The sequence below is a fragment of the uncultured Senegalimassilia sp. genome (genome assembly GCF_934632265.1).
Taxonomy (GTDB): Bacteria; Actinomycetota; Coriobacteriia; order Coriobacteriales; family Eggerthellaceae; genus Senegalimassilia.
This window is the reverse complement of the sequence record NZ_CAKTYH010000034.1, coordinates 1-16,707: the sequence shown is the minus strand read 5'-3', so window position 1 is coordinate 16,707 and position 16,707 is coordinate 1. Positions and strand designations below refer to the sequence as shown.

General features: G+C 60.0%; 11 protein-coding genes. 4 read left to right on the top strand and 7 right to left on the bottom strand.

Annotated elements, in window-relative coordinates; genetic code table 11:
• Positions 1 to 247: 247 nt before the first annotated feature.
• Positions 248 to 1,747 carry a Na+/H+ antiporter NhaA gene (gene nhaA / locus Q0H50_RS04010; protein ID WP_294419618.1) on the bottom strand — a complete coding sequence of 500 codons (1,500 nt, stop codon included), beginning with the start codon at positions 1,745 to 1,747 and terminating at the stop codon, positions 248 to 250.
• A 404-nt stretch (positions 1,748 to 2,151) separates the two neighbouring features.
• Between nhaA and raiA the strand changes: the two genes are divergently transcribed.
• Complete coding sequence (raiA, locus tag Q0H50_RS04005) at positions 2,152 to 2,709, top strand: ribosome-associated translation inhibitor RaiA (RefSeq protein WP_294419616.1); 558 nt, start codon at positions 2,152 to 2,154, stop codon at positions 2,707 to 2,709.
• Positions 2,710 to 3,102: 393 nt separating this feature from the next.
• Here the strand turns inward: raiA and Q0H50_RS04000 are convergent, their stop codons facing one another.
• The 5 genes from Q0H50_RS04000 to Q0H50_RS03980 all read right to left on the bottom strand — a co-directional run bounded on the left by Q0H50_RS04000 (position 3,103) and on the right by Q0H50_RS03980 (position 12,587).
• Complete coding sequence (locus Q0H50_RS04000) at positions 3,103 to 3,321, bottom strand: acyl carrier protein (RefSeq protein ID WP_294419613.1); 219 nt, start codon at positions 3,319 to 3,321, stop codon at positions 3,103 to 3,105.
• A gap of 243 nt (positions 3,322 to 3,564) precedes the next feature.
• Positions 3,565 to 5,139: a folylpolyglutamate synthase/dihydrofolate synthase family protein gene (locus tag Q0H50_RS03995; protein ID WP_294419611.1), complete on the bottom strand. Its 1,575-nt coding sequence runs from the start codon at positions 5,137 to 5,139 to the stop codon at positions 3,565 to 3,567.
• Between the two features lie 304 nt (positions 5,140 to 5,443).
• Positions 5,444 to 8,935, bottom strand: coding sequence for an N-acetylmuramoyl-L-alanine amidase (locus Q0H50_RS03990; RefSeq protein WP_294419608.1), 3,492 nt, complete (start codon positions 8,933 to 8,935; stop codon positions 5,444 to 5,446).
• Positions 8,936 to 9,024: 89 nt separating this feature from the next.
• Positions 9,025 to 11,703: an NlpC/P60 family protein gene (locus Q0H50_RS03985; RefSeq protein ID WP_294419606.1), complete on the bottom strand. Its 2,679-nt coding sequence runs from the start codon at positions 11,701 to 11,703 to the stop codon at positions 9,025 to 9,027.
• A 269-nt stretch (positions 11,704 to 11,972) separates the two neighbouring features.
• The gene (locus Q0H50_RS03980; RefSeq protein ID WP_294419603.1) at positions 11,973 to 12,587 is read right to left on the bottom strand and encodes a uracil-DNA glycosylase; all 615 of its coding nucleotides are present in this window, start codon (positions 12,585 to 12,587) and stop codon (positions 11,973 to 11,975) included.
• A 423-nt stretch (positions 12,588 to 13,010) separates the two neighbouring features.
• Here Q0H50_RS03980 and Q0H50_RS03975 point away from each other — a divergent pair, with 423 nt between their 5' ends.
• The 3 genes from Q0H50_RS03975 (at position 13,011) to proC (ending at position 15,764) form a co-directional block, all read left to right on the top strand.
• A complete protein-coding gene (locus Q0H50_RS03975; RefSeq protein WP_294419600.1) occupies positions 13,011 to 13,871 on the top strand; it encodes a TIGR02452 family protein in 861 nt (286 codons plus the stop codon).
• Positions 13,872 to 13,900: 29 nt separating this feature from the next.
• Positions 13,901 to 14,623, top strand: a complete 723-nt coding sequence (locus Q0H50_RS03970; protein WP_294419599.1) for an alpha/beta hydrolase-fold protein — start codon at positions 13,901 to 13,903, stop codon at positions 14,621 to 14,623.
• Between the two features lie 349 nt (positions 14,624 to 14,972).
• Positions 14,973 to 15,764 carry a pyrroline-5-carboxylate reductase gene (proC, locus tag Q0H50_RS03965; protein ID WP_294419597.1) on the top strand — a complete coding sequence of 264 codons (792 nt, stop codon included), beginning with the start codon at positions 14,973 to 14,975 and terminating at the stop codon, positions 15,762 to 15,764.
• A 294-nt stretch (positions 15,765 to 16,058) separates the two neighbouring features.
• Here proC and alr read toward each other — a convergent pair.
• Positions 16,059 to 16,707: alanine racemase (gene alr, locus Q0H50_RS03960; RefSeq protein ID WP_294419596.1), on the bottom strand; the 649-nt coding region annotated here is incomplete at its 5' end.

Genomic DNA, 16,707 nt, shown 5'->3' with positions numbered 1-16,707 from the left:
GCTTCCATGCGATCCTCCTTGGTCGAAAAAGCGGGCGTCGCGAAACCGCAACGACCGCTCGCGCCCGCGGCCTTTGCCGGCGGGGCGCCATAGGCCGATGCGCGTATGAGCGCATCGGCGTTGCAAGCGATTGAACTGCCGAAAAGTATACCGCAACGATTCCCCCGAGCGCCCCGCCTGCGCAGCTTGCGCACACAGCGGCGGCTCCCCGTCGCAAACGGCGGCGTCTGGGATGCGAACGCAGCTCCTACGCTACGCCGCGGGGGTCGAGCCCCTCGTCGGCTTCCAGGTCGTGCAGCATCTCGCGGCCCTCGAGCGCGGCCTCGCGCGCCGCGGTGGGCAGCGCCTCAAGCGCCTCGTCGGCGCTTTCGGCGGCCGGATCGACGAACGCCACGCCCTGCTTCTGGGCGCCGCGCGCCTGCACCAGCAGGAAGGTGAAGCCCAGCACGCCAGCCGCAAGGGATGCCAGCAGGATGCCCAGTTTCGCCGTCGCGACCAACACCGCATCGGTAAAGGCAAGGTTCGCCACGAAGATGGCCATGGTGAAGCCGACGCCGCCCAGGATGGACGCGCCCAGCATATGCTGCCAGTTCACATTCTCAGGTAGGCTGGCCAGCTTGAGCTTCACCACAAGGAAGCTCATGAGCATGATGCCGAGCGGCTTGCCCACCAAAAGGCCGAAGAAGATTCCGAAGAACACCGGGGAGGCGAACAGCGACCCCACGTCCATGCCGGCGAAGCTGACGTCGGCGTTGGTCAGGGCGAACAGCGGCAGGATGCCGAAATACACCCACGGGTACAGCTTGTGCTCCAGGCGCGTGGCCGGCGGCACCACCTGGCGCGCCACGTGCGACAGATGTCGGACGGTTTCCATATAACGGCCCTGCGCCAGCACGGGCTCCTCGGGGTCGAAGGCGCGATTCGCCTCGCGGACCTTGGTGTCGGACCAGGTGGCGAAGGTGCGCAGGTTCACGCGCGAGCCGGACGGGATGGCGAACGCCAGCAGCACGCCGGCGATGGTGGAGTGCACGCCCGACATATACACGCAGTACCAAAGCAGAGCGCCCACCAGCATATACGGAAGCAAGGAGTACACGTGCCCCCGGTTCATGGCGACCAGCACGGCGAGCACCACACCCGCGGCGAGCAGCCACGCCGGCGACGGGCTTTGTCCGTAGAAGATGGCGATGACCAGGATGGCGATGATGTCGTCGGCAACGGCGAGGGTGGAGAGGAACACGCGCACGCCTGCCGGCACGCGATTGCCCAGAAGTGCCAGGATGCCCAGCGCGAACGCGATGTCCGTTGCCGTGGGGACGCCCCAGCCGCCCACGGTTTGCGGGTCGGAGGCGTTGAACACCAGGTAGATGGCGATAGGCGCCAGCACGCCGCCGACGGCGGCCATGATGGGCAGCAGCGCCTGGCGGATGTTCGTCAATTCGCCCACCGTGAGCTCGTATTTCACTTCCAGGCCCACCAACAGGAAGAACACGGCCATGAACACGTCGTTGATCACGTGCGCAAGCGACATCTCGACGACGGATTCGCCGAAGAACACGCCCACGTGCGAATGCCAGAACTCCAGGAACGGCTCGTGCGCGGCGGTATTGGCCACGATCAGCGCCACCACGGCGGCGAGCAGCATGGCGCCTGCCGCCTTCGTCGACGAATGCGTCAGCTGGATGAGCTTCTGATAGCGATGCTGATGGCCCTGCACCTCTTTGATATAGATACGGCTGTCGGTCATGTCCTGCCTAACTTGCGGGAAGCGCCCGGGCCGCCCGCGAAACGATGCTTGCTATTTCATGGGGCCAGTTCCGTGGTGAAACGAGCCGGCGGGGATTCGGAACGCGCCTTCCCGCCTTTCGCGATAGGCGCCTTGGGGGCCGTCATCGCAGATTCGGCACAGTCTACCATGGCGGCGTTGAGACACGCCCGGGAACGTGGCGTTGACGTTTTCAAATCGTTTACGAACGAACCCGAAAATACCGGGAATTCGCCGGTAAAACCAACGTAAAGTGCGCTATGCTGTACCTACAGATTCGACGGAAGGGGATAACCTGCCACCTATGTTGTAAGTGCCTATTATGGCTCTGAGCAGGAAAAACACCGTCGGTCTTTTTTGTCCGCCGCGAAGAAGAGGTGATTGACATGAGCATTACCGTCACCGGACGCAAAATGCCTGTAACCGATGCGCTGCGCGAGTACGCCGAAGACAAAATCGGCAATTCCATGAAGGTCATGGACATCAATCCGCTGGATGCCGAAGTCGTGCTGCATGTGGAGAAGAACCCCGCCAACGCTACCCCCGCCATCTGCGAGGTCACGCTGCGCACCAAGGGCCACATCGTACGCGTGGAGGAGTCCGAAGAGGACATGTACGCCGCCATCGACGTTGCGGCCGCCAAGGTTCTTCGCCAGCTTCGCAAGTTCAAGACTCGTGTGCTCGACCGCAAGCCGCGCGAGGCCGTTGTCGCCCCCGTCGGCGAGTTCGATCCCGAAAGCCTGATGGCCGAGTTCGCTGCCGATGAGGAAGTCGTCCGCGTGAAGGAGATCGAGTTCGCGCCGCTGACCGAGGAAGAGGCCCTGGTGCAGATCGACCTGCTGGGTCACGACTTCTTCGCTTACACCGACCGCGACACGAATCTGGTCAACGTGCTGTATCGCCGCGACGACGGCGGTTACGGCCTGCTGAAGCAGACGGAGTAGCGAGAACGCATCGCATCTGGCAGATCGCCAGCGCGGAAGATATGCATTTTGCAAAGGGGCGGCCTTCGGGTCGCCCCTTTTCGTGCGCGGTTGCTTGTTGCGAGCGCAACGAACTGGGCTCGGGCGGGTTCGAGCTTTCTTGCGAACGGGCGCGAAGGGTGCTTCGGGGCCTTCTCGCAAACGAGATGCCAAGCTGACCTGCACGCTTACCGACCGCTTCTCCGTTGCCGGATTGAAAGCAATGGGCGACCGGGATAAGCGAAGACCGGTCCCAGAAAGGTTCCGGGGCCGGTCTTCGACAGCCGACTTGACGGTCAGCTTCGGTTATTGCGCTGAGGTGTGCGCGGTCGAGTTCGTTAGCTGAGGGCTAACGAACTCGATAAGCTTTGCAGCTTACAGGGAGTCGATGTACTCGACCAGCTGGCCGACGGTCTTCAGGCCCTCGGGCTCGCCGAAGTCCACGTCGCACTTCTCCTCCAGGTCGCAGGTCAGCTCGACCATGTCCAGGGAGTCGATGCCCAGGGAGTCGAACGTGGAGTCGTCGTTGACGGATTCAGGGTTGATGTCCAGGTTCTCTTCCAGGACTTCCTTAACGGTGTCGATGGTAGCCATGATGGCGGTCCTTTCTCAAACATTGCAACGTTCGTATGGTATCACACGGCGCGCCGCGCGCCCGTTTTTGCCCCGCGTCCCACACGTACGAACCATACGTGTTACGCAGGTGAAGCATGCAGGTGGCAGGAGCTGAAGCGCAGACCGATTTAGGAGCAACCTCCTACCCCTTGATGTGGGCCTCGCAGAACGGACGCTCGATTCGACTTCGGGCGAAACCTGGCGACGAGGCGGAAGCGGATGCTATTCGCCTGCGAGCAATCCCGCCTCCCGGAGAGCCTGCTTGGTTTGCGCGATGCTGTACAGGCTGCCGAACGCGCAGATGATGCCGTCGGGGCCGGCAAGTTCGCCGGCTTTGCGGGCTGCTTCGGCATAGGTTTGCGCTGCATGAATGGGCAGGTTTGCGTCGATGCTGGGCGATTCCGCCGCTATGCGGGCGGCTTCTGCGGCGTATTCTGCGGCGGGCAGCGCTCGGGGATTGTCGGGCGTCACGGCAACAAACGCGGCCGCGTGGGGCAACACCGTGCGCAGCATGGCGGGATGGTCCTTGTCGGCCATGACGCCCGAGAACAGCACAGCCTTACGGCCGCCGAACACGTCCGCCAGCGAATCGGCAAGCGCCTGGGCACCCTGCGGGTTGTGACCGCCGTCGATGACCACCGTGGGTTTGCCCGGCACGTGCGGCAACACCTCGAAACGACCTGCCCAACGCGTAGCAGCAACGCCGCGCTCGATGGCGGATTGCGGGATATCCCAGCCGCGGCGCTGAAGCGCGAACACGGTTTCCAAGGCCAATGCGGCGTTTTGCGGCTGGTAGCTGCCCAGCAACGTGGTTTCGTAGGCGTTGCCCTTGTAGGTGAAGGGACGCACGACCGCAGGCTTGCCGGGCTCGACCTGCTCGGGACCGAGATGTCGAACGGGAGCGATACGCAGTTCGCGAAAGTCAGGCTGCGTAACCGTGCAGCCTGCCGCGCCCGCCGCTGCTTGCACGGCCTCGGCAGCCTCGGGCTCCTGCGGCCACGTCACCACCGAGCTTCCCGGCTTAATGATGCCGGCCTTCTCCGCGGCGATCTTGCCGATGGTGTCGCCGAGCAGGTCGGTATGGTCGAGGCCGATGCGCGTGATGACGGCAACATCAGGGGCCGCGATGACATTGGTGGAGTCCAGACGGCCGCCAAGACCGACCTCCAGCACCGCAACCTGGCATCCCACCTGGGCGAAGTGCAGAAGAGCAACCGCCGTCATAAGCTCGAACTCCGTTGGGTGGTCACCGGTTTCCACCGACATTTGCTCAGCATGCTCGCGCACCTGCAGCGTGACGCGTGCAAGGTCGGGCATGTCGATGTTCTTGCCGTCCACACGGATGCGCTCCTCGAAGCGCTCGATGAACGGGCTGGAGAACCAGCCCACGCGGTAGCCGGCGGCCTGCAGCACGTTGGCGATATAGGCGCACGTGCTGCCCTTCCCGTTCGTGCCCGCAACATGCACGATACGCAGGCTGTTTTGGGGATTGCCCAGACGAGCCAACAGCTCGCGGATGCGATCGAGGCCCAAACGCGACGCCTGCCAACGGGGAGCGTTGATATAGGCGATGGGATCGAAATCTTGCGGGGGATTTTGCGCAGAGGTTTGCGGAGCGGTTTGACCGCAGGTTTGCAGCCTGGTTTGCGGAGCGGTTTGCAGAGCCGATTGCACTTTGAGCTGCGACGAAATTTGCGACGCCGCTTGCGAAGGGTTTTGCAGTTCGGTTTGACCGCAGGTCTGCGGCGTGGTTTGCGATACGGTTTGCCCACTGGTTGGCGGGGTTGTTTGAGGCATACGGGATTCACCTTGCTCGAAAGTCCATTGTTCGTTAGCAGGTTAGCACGGGATGACAACCCAAGCCCCAGCATGCGCAGGTTCTCCAAGCCGCTGAGCGCCCAACCGTCTCCCGTTTAGGTTCATTCCCCGCCTTGCTGCTGCTGCGACGCTTTTGCGGCTTTTGCCTTTTGCGACCAAAAGCAAATATTTCTAATCCTTGTCGACGGAAGCTATCGCATCGAACGAATCGTCTTAAGCTACGGAAATTAAAAAGTGCTGCGAACCCAAGCTCGCAGCACTCTCATGGTGACTAACGCAACCGTTAGCGCTTATACAATTCTGCAATCATAGCAAGAATGCCCTCGCCATACCCTGTTCCCGGAACAGCCCACCGGCCATTCAGGTCCTCAAGCTTCGGAGCGATTCCGCGAGTAACTAGATCAAAACGCGGGTCAACGCAAGGATTCTTTAGCGCAGCGGTTGAGGCATAGGCCTTCAGGTGCTGAACCTGAGCACGCAAACCAGTTCGAACATCAGCAAACGATGCACCAGCAGCAGAGGAGTTTACCGCGCCAAGGCCACCAAAATTGCACTGTTGAGGCTTTACGGATCCCCCAAATTGCAGCCAGCCGGTTTCCTTCATTACCTGACAGAAGAGAACCTCCGGACGTACCCCCTCGGCAACCGCCTCTTGCTCGACTATCGAGCAAAACTGATCGATAGTCGATGCGCCCTTACATGCGTAGACCGACGAAGGATACGCCTTCCCTTTGCTTCTGTAATAGGCAGCCATCTGCTTAGCAGACGTCTTTGAGGCACCCATGATACTGCTTGCCGAAGAGACCGCACCGCCTTTCACGACGGACGCACGCTGGGTGCTACCTGGTGCCGATGACCCTTTAGCAACCAAAACGACCTGGTAAGCCTCCATGCGCTTGCCATACCCAACCGTTCCTGCGGTTTCGCCGTTTTTTGCCCAACCGAGCCAACCGTAATCCTGGGAATGGACGCGATAGTAAACATCGTAATGATTCGCCATTTCCCCCGTCAGCTTGATCTGGATGGCCTCCATCTGGCGAGACTGCCCCGTCGTGCCGGCAACCTTGTCCGAAGGCCTCCATCCCTGCCAACCGATATTAGCACAATGCGCATTGTACGAAATCGATCCGGAATACGCCTGCGTCGGCAAGTATGCGGTCACAGCCTCAATTGCCCGCGCAGCGCCCGTTGTCCCAGACAAGACTCCATCTCGACTGTAGCTTTGCCATCCCAAACCAGAAACATGACTTTGGTAAGCGACTAATGGCGCCTTGTTCGGCGTAGCCGTGGAGCCCGGCGCTGCTGAGCCTTTTTTCACAAGCTTGATCTGAATGGCCTCCATGCGATAGCCATACCCCTCAGAACCAGCCATTTCACCGTTTTTAGCCCAGTCAAGCCACCCGAAACTCTCGCAATGAACACGATAATAGATGTCGTACTGTTTAGCAGCCTCGCCCGTTAGCTCCAGCTTGATTGCCTCGGTCTGACGAGATTGTCCCGTGGTGCCACCAACAGATCCATCCGATCGCCATCCCTGCCAACCGATATTTGCGCAATGCAAGTTATAACGAACCCCACCTGAAACGTTACGGTTGTTCAAATTAACCTTTAACGCTTCAATCGCGTAGGCTTTACCAGTCGTGCCAGCGGTTGAGCCGTCCTTTGCACTTCCCTGCCAACCAACATTCGACACATGAGCCTGGTAGGAAATAATTGAAGTGTCCGCAGGCACTGTTTTAGTCTTGAACGGCGTCGTCGTATCGCCGGGAGCAGCCGAGCCTTTCGCAACCACGGCGATTTCGATTGCCTCGGCGTTATAGCCATACCCGACGCTTCCCGCAGATGCACCGTTCTTGGCCCAGCCCAACCAGCCAACGTTCGCTACATGCGCACGATAATACACATCGTATTTCTTTGCTGCATCGCCCGTCAGCTTCATCTGAATGGCTTGCAACGCAACGCCTTTACCCGTGGTTCCGGCTGTTTCCCCATTGCTAGTCCAACCCTGCCAGCCATTGCCGACATAAGCACGATATGTGATACCGCCTGCAGAGCTAGCCGCGTTTTGCAAACGAGCCTGAAACGCCTCGAGGCCGAAGCATTTACCCGTGGTGCCCACAACTTTCTTGTCGTACACGTTGGTAAGCCAGCCCACATGGGAAGAATGGCCAACCGCCTGCACCAGAGCACTCGACCTTGCAACTGAATCGCTTACCAGGCCATATTGATTAGCGATACCCGTCGCATCCTCTTTTCCAAGCCTTTTGAGAAAGGAGTCGTCCGAAAGCTTGCTGGCATCGTTTGCGTTGTCGACAAACGCATGCTCGACGATGATGCCGGGAATACCCTCCTCGCGAGCAGATGCGATAACGGTATAGTAGTCCTCAAGACTCCCATCGGGATATCGGGCATCATTCGTGCAATTGCGGATTTTCGTTCCTCTGTTGCTTAGACCAAGCTTAGTGATCCTATCAAGGATCTTATTGCCAAGCTGCTCGCCGACGACGTGCGTTTCGTTATAGAGATAGCTGCTGGAATTCGGAACCCAAACTTCCGCACCGGTACCGCCACCCGCATTGCAGTGCAGGCACACGAACACATCAGCGCCGATTGCCACAGCCTTGTCAACGCGCTCCTGCAAGCCAACATACTCATCACCGCTTCGCGTGAGATACGGATAGACCCCGGTATATTGCTTGAGAGCGTCATAACACGATGACGCGATTTTCCAATTCAACGTTTTTTCGTTAAGTCCATACGCCGACGAGCCCCCATCTGAACCGCCATGACCGGGATCAAGGGCAACGATCAAGTAATCTTCCCTGGATTTAACGGCATCAGCGTAAGCCTTATCAATCCCAAGAAGCGATAAAGCAGCAGCGGAAATAGCATCTGGGGAGTTATCATCAGTTTCCTCGACAGCGGAATCCTGGTCGTAAGAAGGGTTGTCCAACGCGCCATCTTGAATAGCCTGCTCGTCAACGACCGACTCGCCAGCGCCGCCATCGGAGCTGCCGGAATCTGCTAGATTGATCGCCTGCGCAACGCTTGCAGCCGCCTGCAAGTTGCCCTCATTAGTAATAGCATAGGCAGAAACATCGGAATCCGAGCTACCATCTGCAACTTTATCGAACTGTGCAGCCGTATCGGCACGAACGACATCGAACAGATAATCACCGCTTTGGCTCTGCAGGGAAACGACATGGCGCTCATTACCAACGGTATAGTCAACCGAAACCACATCGTATGCCGAAGCATCGGAGTCGCAATCGAACGTCATCGTGAACAAAACCGCGCCATCCGTAATCGCCGACGCCTCGAATTCAAGCTTCTCAGACGTCGCCTTCTTTTCAAGGCAAAGTTTTGCAGACGAAATGCCCTTCACGGAGTCAACGAAGCCGATCGCAATGTTCTGCTCCTGGCCAACGGAAACACACGATTCGTTTAAATACACGAACTCAATGACATTGCTTGCATCTTCCGAAAGACGAGCATCATCGGATGTTTCAGCGACGGCGGATTCGCCTTGGCGCTTTTCTTCCGCAGAGGGGTTACCGGTTACGGATTCGGCAGATAAGCTTGAAGCCGCAGAGCCGCTTGCCTCCCCAACGGAATCCTCCGCTTTGCTAGTAGAACCTTTTTCGTGACTGCTTGAGTCAGCACTCGATGATGACGAAGCGTTTGAATCGTCTAATGCGTATGCCGGAAATCCCGAAAAAGAGACGACCAGCAAAACGCTCAGAAGACAAGACAGAGCCTTTGACCTAGTTCGCATTTCACACCTTTCCATATCCACTCGCATGCCATTATAAAGAAGGGTTGCGGCGATAAAGCGCCGCAACCCTTCTTTGTGTGCGTATTCCGCTAATCCGCAAGAATCCTTCGAATCAAAATGGTCGAAGCTCCTTTGGAGGACAGGGGGACATATTGGCAGCGTCCACCAAACGTTGGCTCTTCGTAAATCATCCCATTGCCAGCATAAAGGACCACGTGCTCGTAGAGGGCGGGATTGTAATTTGGCCAGCCGCCGTTGTACATAAGGATAAGATCGCCGGGCTTTGCTTCTGCCAGAGATCCGACGCGCTTGCCGGAGAACATCTGATCATAAGTCTCGAATCCGATATCGATACCAAGCTGCTTATACAAGTACCAGGTGAACGAAGCGCAATCCATACCTCCGTCATAAGGGTAAACACCAAGCCAAACATAGGGAACGCCAAGCAAAGACCTCGCCGTGCTCATAATCTTGTTCACCGCAGCGCCACGGTCCGCATTTCCGTTGCCGTTGTACCAAACATACGTCCCATCAGAGCGCTTCACTGCTTGATTTGCATACAGCTTGTCACGATACGGTTTAGCGGTCGACCCAGGGGCAGCACTGCCTTTAGGCAGAATCTCGATCTGGACTGCTTCCGCTTGATACCCAAGCTTGGAAGTGCCCGCACTAGCACCGTTCTTCGTCCAGCCCATCCAACCGATATTTTGAGCATGAACGCGATACCATACATCGAATCGAGAAGACAGATCTCCCGTTAGACGAATCTTAATAGCTTCGATTTGCTTTCCCGAAACACCAGCGACGCTATCGGCATTGACGTAATCTTGCCAGCCAACATTAGACGAATGAACGGAATACTGGATATTCCCGCCGATATTCGTTCCCTTAAGGGACATGGACAGCTGATCAATTGCGAGACCCTTGCCGGTAGTGCCTGCTACGCCACCACTGGTTTTTGAGCCCTGCCAGCCGCTGTTGCGGACATTTGCCTTATACGAAAATGCCAGGGTATAAGAAGGATGCGCAGTAGAGCCAGGAGCAGAAGATCCCTTGGGAACAAGCTTCACCTGAACGGCTTCAGCACGCAGCGAGCATCCGGTAGTACCGGCGACATCGCCGTTCTTTGCCCAATCGAGCCAGCCGAAACCTTCCGAATGAACCCTGTAATAAATGTCGTAATGATCGGACATCTCGCCCGAAAGCTTGATTTTCAAAGCCTGGATCGACCTGCGCTGGCCAGTAGTCCCTGCAACGCTTCCGTCAGATCGCCAATCCATCCAACCGATTCCGGAAACATGCGCCTGGTAGCTGATCGACCCCGAGTACTTCTGGTCGCCCAAGGAAATCTCGAGAGCTTCGAGACGCTTCGCTTTTCCGACGGTTCCCGCCGTCTTTCCCGAAGTCACAGGAGCCAGCCAACCATAGCTTTCGGAATGAGCTTGATAATTCAGCCCACACCCGCGATACGAATCAGAAGTGCTTCCGGGAGCGCCGGAACCCTTGGAAACCAGTCGAATCTGAACTGCCTCGATCTGATTGCCGGAACCAAGAGAACCAGCAGATGAACCGTTCGACGCCCAACCCATCCAGCCGATATTCGAAACATGCACACGATAGTAGACGTCATAGCGAGCGGCCAGGTCACCAGCAAGGCGGAACTTTAACGCCTGCAAAGGGAGGGCTTTACCAGTGGTTCCAACAGTCCCATTAGCAACTTCGGATTGCCAACCCGAATGCATCACATAGGCTTGGCCGATGACAGAACCGCCAACCTGCGTTGAAGCGTTCTTGACGCTCAGAGCCTCGAGCGCAAGGGAACGCCCAGTCGTGCCAGCCGTTGCGCCATCGCTTGAAGCAGAACGCCACCCGATGCTTGAAACATGAGCGGAATAAGAGATCATCGGCTCGCTGAATGCCGCAGCTGAACCATATCCGGAGAAGGTTGCGCCCTTCTCGACAAGCTTGATCTCAATCGCCTGGACGGCAAGACCACGACCGGCGGAACCTGCAGCCTCGCCATTCCTAGCCCAGCCAAGCCAGCCAAGATTTGCGCTATGCACACGATAGTACACGTCATATTCGCTAGCGACCTCCCCCGTAAGGGAGATTTTGATCGCCTCTATCCCCAAAGAGCGGCCCGTCGTTCCCGCCAAGGCGCCATCAGCAACCTGAGACTGCCAACCGATGTTCGAAACATGCGCCTGATACGAAATGCCACCGGAAGCGGACGATAGCTTGATTTTCAGACCCTCCATGCTCAAGGAACGGCCCGTTGTGCCCGCCTTCAATCCATTTTTAACCCACGACTGCCAGCCTATACTCGAAACATGCGCCTGATAGTCGACCGATGCAATTTTCTGCAAGCTCTTATCCGCCGCGGCCTTTTCGGCAGAGTCAGATTGTAGCGGAACCGCTTCCTCGGCAACCTTCGCATCGGTACCAGGCTGCTCACGGCTCTCTTCAGCAGCGTTGTTGATGGCAGGCTGCCCATTCTTGTCAGCAGAATCGCCGGCAGAAGGAGCCTCGCTCCCGTCAGAAGCCCCGCTATCGACAGACGTCGACCCCCCGATATCTTCGGCGCCCGAGGAAACCGTATCCTCGCCTTGCTCCGAAGGGAACACGGCTGAAGTAGACGGCTGCTCAGCGCGACCGGAGCCGGAAGCGCTCCCCTCCTCCAAAGCAAATGCGGAAGGGAAGGGCACGGACATCGCTAAAGACGTCGCCAGCACAAGAGACAACGCCGTTTTCTTTTTCGAAAAGCGCATGGAAACTCCTGAGAAAGGGATATATCAGTAATTTTTATGATGCCATCATTATGGCGATGCGGCAATGTAGCTATCGACCATTTTTCGGTAACGACCGATTCGAATCGATAAGAAGACATCGATAATCATCAGGAAACGCTCAGTCGGAAAACACGCTATATCGCACAGTCCCAACTTCGACATCGTCAACAACGTTTAGACGCGAGCAAACGGCCCTTCCGGTTCTTTCCCGCCCTTCCGGCTCTTTCGCGGCCTTCTCCCCCGTGCGGCTATTCCCCGTTTTGCTGCTGCGCCGCTTTCGCCGCCTGAGCCTTTTGCTCGTCAAGTTGGCGCAGCACCTGGCCGAGGGTTACGAAGTCGTTTTCCAGGGCCTCGCGTTTTGCGCCGTCGTAGAGCGCGGCGGCGGGATGGAAGATGGGAAAGACGAGGAACTTGCCCGCTCGCTGCACGCGGCCGTGGAGGCGCGTGATACCCACCTGCGTCTTCAGGACGAACTGCGTGGAGAACTTCCCAAGCGTGACCAGGACTTCCGGGTCGATGGTGCGCGTTTGCTCGCGCAGGTACGGCGTGCAGGTTTGGATCTCCTCGGGTCGCGGGTCGCGGTTTCCGGGAGGGCGACATTTCAGCACGTTGGCGATGAACACGTCCTCGCGGCGCAAACCGGCGCACCCGAGCAGCTCGTTGAGGTAGTGCCCGGCGGCACCGATGAACGGCTCGCCCTGCAGATCCTCGTTTTTGCCCGGCGCCTCGCCGATGAACATCACGCGCGCATGCGGGTTACCCACGCCGAATACCGTTTGCGTGCGGCCGTCGCACAGCGGGCAGCGGCGACATGACTCAACCTGCACGCGCAGCTCATCGAGCGGGATATGCGGTTTCGGCATGGTTTGCCCCTTTCCGTGCGTTATCCAGCGGCGCGCACGCCGCCTGGCTGGCGGGTTTGCGAACCGCGCCAGCCGAGGATGTACTCGCGATGCAATAGGCAAAGCCGCAAGCGATGCGAAGAAGCTCGACCAGGCAGCTAGGCCAGTATCCGCGCATCCGCACAACATCGGCAACGTTTTCCTTGGTCAACAGCCTAGCACAACAGCAGCAAACTAGCGGCGGGGTCCGTCGCCATCGGCCGCGCGCCGCTCGACGCGCACCGAGCTCCTTCGCCGTCGGCTGGATGCCGCTCGGATGCCGCCCGGCGCCGATGGGGCGCCGTTGCTGACGGTTGCGTTAAATCGCGGAAACATCGGGCGGGGGCTGGCTTGCCAGCTGTTACGATGAACGATAAGTCGAATCATCTGCCTTAAGGAGATACCATGCCCACACGCGATGAGAGAAAAGCCGCCGCTGCAAGCAACCTTGCGCTGATGCGCGGGGCGTTTTCCAAGGACACCCAGGAGACCATCGACGCCGCGATCATCTATGAAGATGGCGAGGGGCGCGAGCTGAAACTGCCCGAAGTCGAGGACGGTGCGGCAACCACCACCAGCGTGACCAGCGATTTCACCGTGAAGGCGGTGCATAGCGCGAAGGGTAAGACCGTGGTCGTGGACCCGTGCTCGTTCATGCGCCCGGGCGGCGCGTACGAGGACGGCGCGTTCGGGCCCGAGCAGATTCTGTGCTCGGAGAGCAACCTGTACCCGGTTTTGTGCGGCTGCAAAAGCACGTACCATGCCGCAAACCGCGGGTTTGCGTCCGGCCAGCTCTACACTGATCGCGCGCTGTACCTGCCCCAGGTGACGTTCGTCCACGACGGCGATATCCGCCGCGCCGACGTGCTGGCCATCCCCGAGCCCAACCGCACCCATGCGCTGGAAAACCATCGCTCCGAGCGCGAGGTCGAGACGGCACTGCGTGCGCGCGTGGAGGCGCTGCTGCGCATCGCCGCAGCTAACGGGGCCGAAACGCTGATCGTGGGCGCATTCGGCGCAGGCCCGCAGGGCTTCGATGCCGAAGTGGTCATCGAGCTGTTCCGCGCCTGGATCGCCGCGCACCCTGGGGCCATCGGCCACATCACGTTCGCCGTGCCGCGCGCCGTGTTCGCCCCGTTCGAGGACGCGTTCGGCGAAGAGCGCGAACCTGCGCCCGTCGCCGTCGCGCCCATCGAGCCCGAAGAGGACGACGAGGACGATTTCGACCCCAACGACCTGCCCGAAGGAATCACCTTCCGCTCCTAGCGAATCGGCGCTTGGTGCGAGGCAAAACAATGGGTGGCGAAGACATAATCAGGGAATTCGAAGCTCGCGGCAACCACGTTACCGTGCACGCGCCGGCGCATTGCGCAGGCGAAGCGAGCCCCGCCTTCTCGGGCGAGGTTCCGGTGGTTTACCTGCATGTTCATGATGGCGATGGATCTGAGGTGCTGCGGCTATGCCGCGAGCTTGGCTGCCGGGATTTCGTGCTTGCGGCCATACGGCCTCGTTGCTGGAACGACGACCTGACGCCTTGGGAATGCCCCGGGCTATTCGCTGACGACGCGCCGTTTGCGGGCAAGGCGAACGAGCAGCTCCGCCTGCTTGAAAGCGAGATCATCCCGCGTGTCGAAGGTGACGCGCCGCGCAAGCCTGAGCAACGCGTGCTGGCGGGTTACTCGCTTGCCGGGCTGTTCGCAACGTGGGCCTGCTTCAACAGCGCGTCTTTCGGATGCATCGCGAGCGCATCGGGGTCGCTGTGGTACCCGGATTTCACCGACTACGCCGCCGCAAGCGAGTTCGCCTGCAAGCCCGCCTGCGCATATTTCTCGCTTGGCAGCAAGGAGGCGCGCACGCCAAGCCGGCTTTTGCGCAACGTGGCGCAAGGCACGCACGACGTCGTCGAGCTGTTCGAAGCCAGAGGCGTGCCCACCGCCTTCGAGCAAAACCCCGGCAACCACTTCAAGGACCCCGCCCCACGCATGGCGAAGGGCATCGCCTGGGCACTGGGCCGGTAGCCCAGCTGAACCACCGGCGAAACAACGCGATAACGCGGCCTTTGCACTGGGCGAGCACCGCAAACCTTTAATCGATCAGGTTTGCGCTAGCGCAAAAGCAGCCTTTCCAGCTGGCGCCCCTTGCCGCCCGGCTGCTTCGCCGGCTGCCCATCCCGCCGCCCGGCCGCTTGCCAAATGGGCGTCTTGCCGCCCGACCGCTTGCCAGATTTGCGCTAGTGCAAAAGCCGCTGTACCGGGCGCAGCTCCTTCACCGCCCGCATGCTTCGTCACACGCTGGACATGGCGATGGCGTAAAATCATCTGCAACGCGAATCGCGGACAACGGGAGCAACACGGCGAAGGAGACGAAATGGACGCAAGCACCGCACGCATCGGCTTTATCGGGTTCGGAAACATGGCCCAGGCCATGGCGAAGGGGCTGGTGGAGCACGCCGGCTTCGATGGCGGCCGCATCACCGCTTGCGCCGCGCACTTCGACAAGCTGGAGGCCAGCTGCAAGCCGCTGGGCGCGCAGGCCGTGCACACCCCTGCCGAAGTCGCCGAGGCAAGCGACCTGGTCATCGTGGCCGTGAAGCCCTACATGGTGGCCGACGTGCTGGCGCCGGCGCGCGAGGCGCTTGCCGGCAAGGCCGTGGTGTCGGTTGCCGCGGGCCTGCTGTTCGACTTCTACGAGGACCTGCTGGGAGCCGGCAGCCACCACCTTTCCACCATCCCCAACACGCCCATCGCCGTGGGTTGCGGCGTGATCGCCTGCGAGCAGAAGCACTCGCTCAGCGCCGACGAATGGGAGACGTTCACCGGGCTGTTCGGCGGCATTGCGCTCATCGAGCCCGTTGCGGGTAACCTGCTCTCTACCGCCAGCGCCGTCGCCGGGTGCGGCCCCGCCTTCGCCGCCATGTTCCTGGAGTCGCTGGCCGACGGCGGCGTGAAGAACGGCCTGCCCCGCGCCACCGCGTATCGCCTGGCGGCGCAGATGATGGCCGGCACCGCGCAGCTGCATCTGGCCACCGGCACGCATCCCGGCGCCATGAAGGACGCCGTGTGCAGCCCCGGCGGCACCACCATCAAGGGCGTCGCCGCGCTCGAGGCCGCCGGCCTGCGCAACGCGCTCATCAGCGCCGTCGACGCCACGCTGCAGTAGGGGAAGGCGCCAAGAGGTCTCGCAGCAGCGGCACGCAGCGAAAAGCGCGGCTTCAACCCCGACGAACCTAAAGCCATGCTCACTCAACCCCAAACCTGCACATACGAGAAAAGCTCCCATTCCCGATAGTTCGGAAATGGGAGCTTTTTATTCGCTCATCAAAGGCGCTTGGGTTTTGCCACGAAACCCTATTCGAGAGCCACTCAAGCCAAAAAGTACCGGAGTTCGCCGTTCCTCGACTTGGCGAAAGGCCCAAGCCTGGTTCGCCAACGCGGCGCAAGCCCGCTTCCCCGCCTACACGTAGTAGCGCGGCATGCGCTGGGCGAAGCCGATGCACAACTCGTGCGGGATGGTGTTCAGGGTTTCGCACATCTCCTCGATGGTGACCATGGCGTCGCCTTGCTGGCCCACGATGAGGACCTCGTCGCCCACCTGGGGATCGACGCGGCGACGGCGCGCGTAGCTGCGCAAATCCACCTCGAACATGCACTGGTCCATGCAGATGTTGCCCACCTGGCGCTGGCGGCGCCCGTTGACGATCACGTCCATGTTGTTGGACAGCGTGCGCGAGAGGCCGTCCGCGTAACCGATGGGCACGGTGGCGATCTGCACGTTGCGCTTGGGCACGCGATATGTCATGCCGTAGCCGACACCCGCCCCGACCTCGGGATACACCACGCGCGTCACGCGGCCGCGAACGCTCATCGCGGGCTCGAGGTCAATCACGCCGATGGTCGTCTCGGCGGGCTGCAGTCCGTAGAGGCCGACGCCCACACGGCACATGTCGAACTGACACTCCGGGTGAAGCACCGTGCCGGGGGTGTTGTCGCAGTGCACAAGCCCGGTCTCGAGCCCGGCGTCGTGCAGCGCCGCAACGGTATTCCTAAAGCGGTTGAGCTGCAGCGCGAAATCCCAGTCGTCGGGAACGTCGGCGGTGGCGAAG

Coding starts and splice junctions, on each gene's coding strand:
- nhaA (WP_294419618.1), bottom strand. CDS start 1,747: ATGACCGACAGCCGTATCTATATCAAAGAGGTGCAGGGCCATCAGCAT.
- raiA (WP_294419616.1), top strand. CDS start 2,152: ATGAGCATTACCGTCACCGGACGCAAAATGCCTGTAACCGATGCGCTG.
- Q0H50_RS04000 (WP_294419613.1), bottom strand. CDS start 3,321: ATGGCTACCATCGACACCGTTAAGGAAGTCCTGGAAGAGAACCTGGAC.
- Q0H50_RS03995 (WP_294419611.1), bottom strand. CDS start 5,139: ATGCCTCAAACAACCCCGCCAACCAGTGGGCAAACCGTATCGCAAACC.
- Q0H50_RS03990 (WP_294419608.1), bottom strand. CDS start 8,935: ATGCGAACTAGGTCAAAGGCTCTGTCTTGTCTTCTGAGCGTTTTGCTG.
- Q0H50_RS03985 (WP_294419606.1), bottom strand. CDS start 11,703: ATGCGCTTTTCGAAAAAGAAAACGGCGTTGTCTCTTGTGCTGGCGACG.
- Q0H50_RS03980 (WP_294419603.1), bottom strand. CDS start 12,587: ATGCCGAAACCGCATATCCCGCTCGATGAGCTGCGCGTGCAGGTTGAG.
- Q0H50_RS03975 (WP_294419600.1), top strand. CDS start 13,011: ATGCCCACACGCGATGAGAGAAAAGCCGCCGCTGCAAGCAACCTTGCG.
- Q0H50_RS03970 (WP_294419599.1), top strand. CDS start 13,901: ATGGGTGGCGAAGACATAATCAGGGAATTCGAAGCTCGCGGCAACCAC.
- proC (WP_294419597.1), top strand. CDS start 14,973: ATGGACGCAAGCACCGCACGCATCGGCTTTATCGGGTTCGGAAACATG.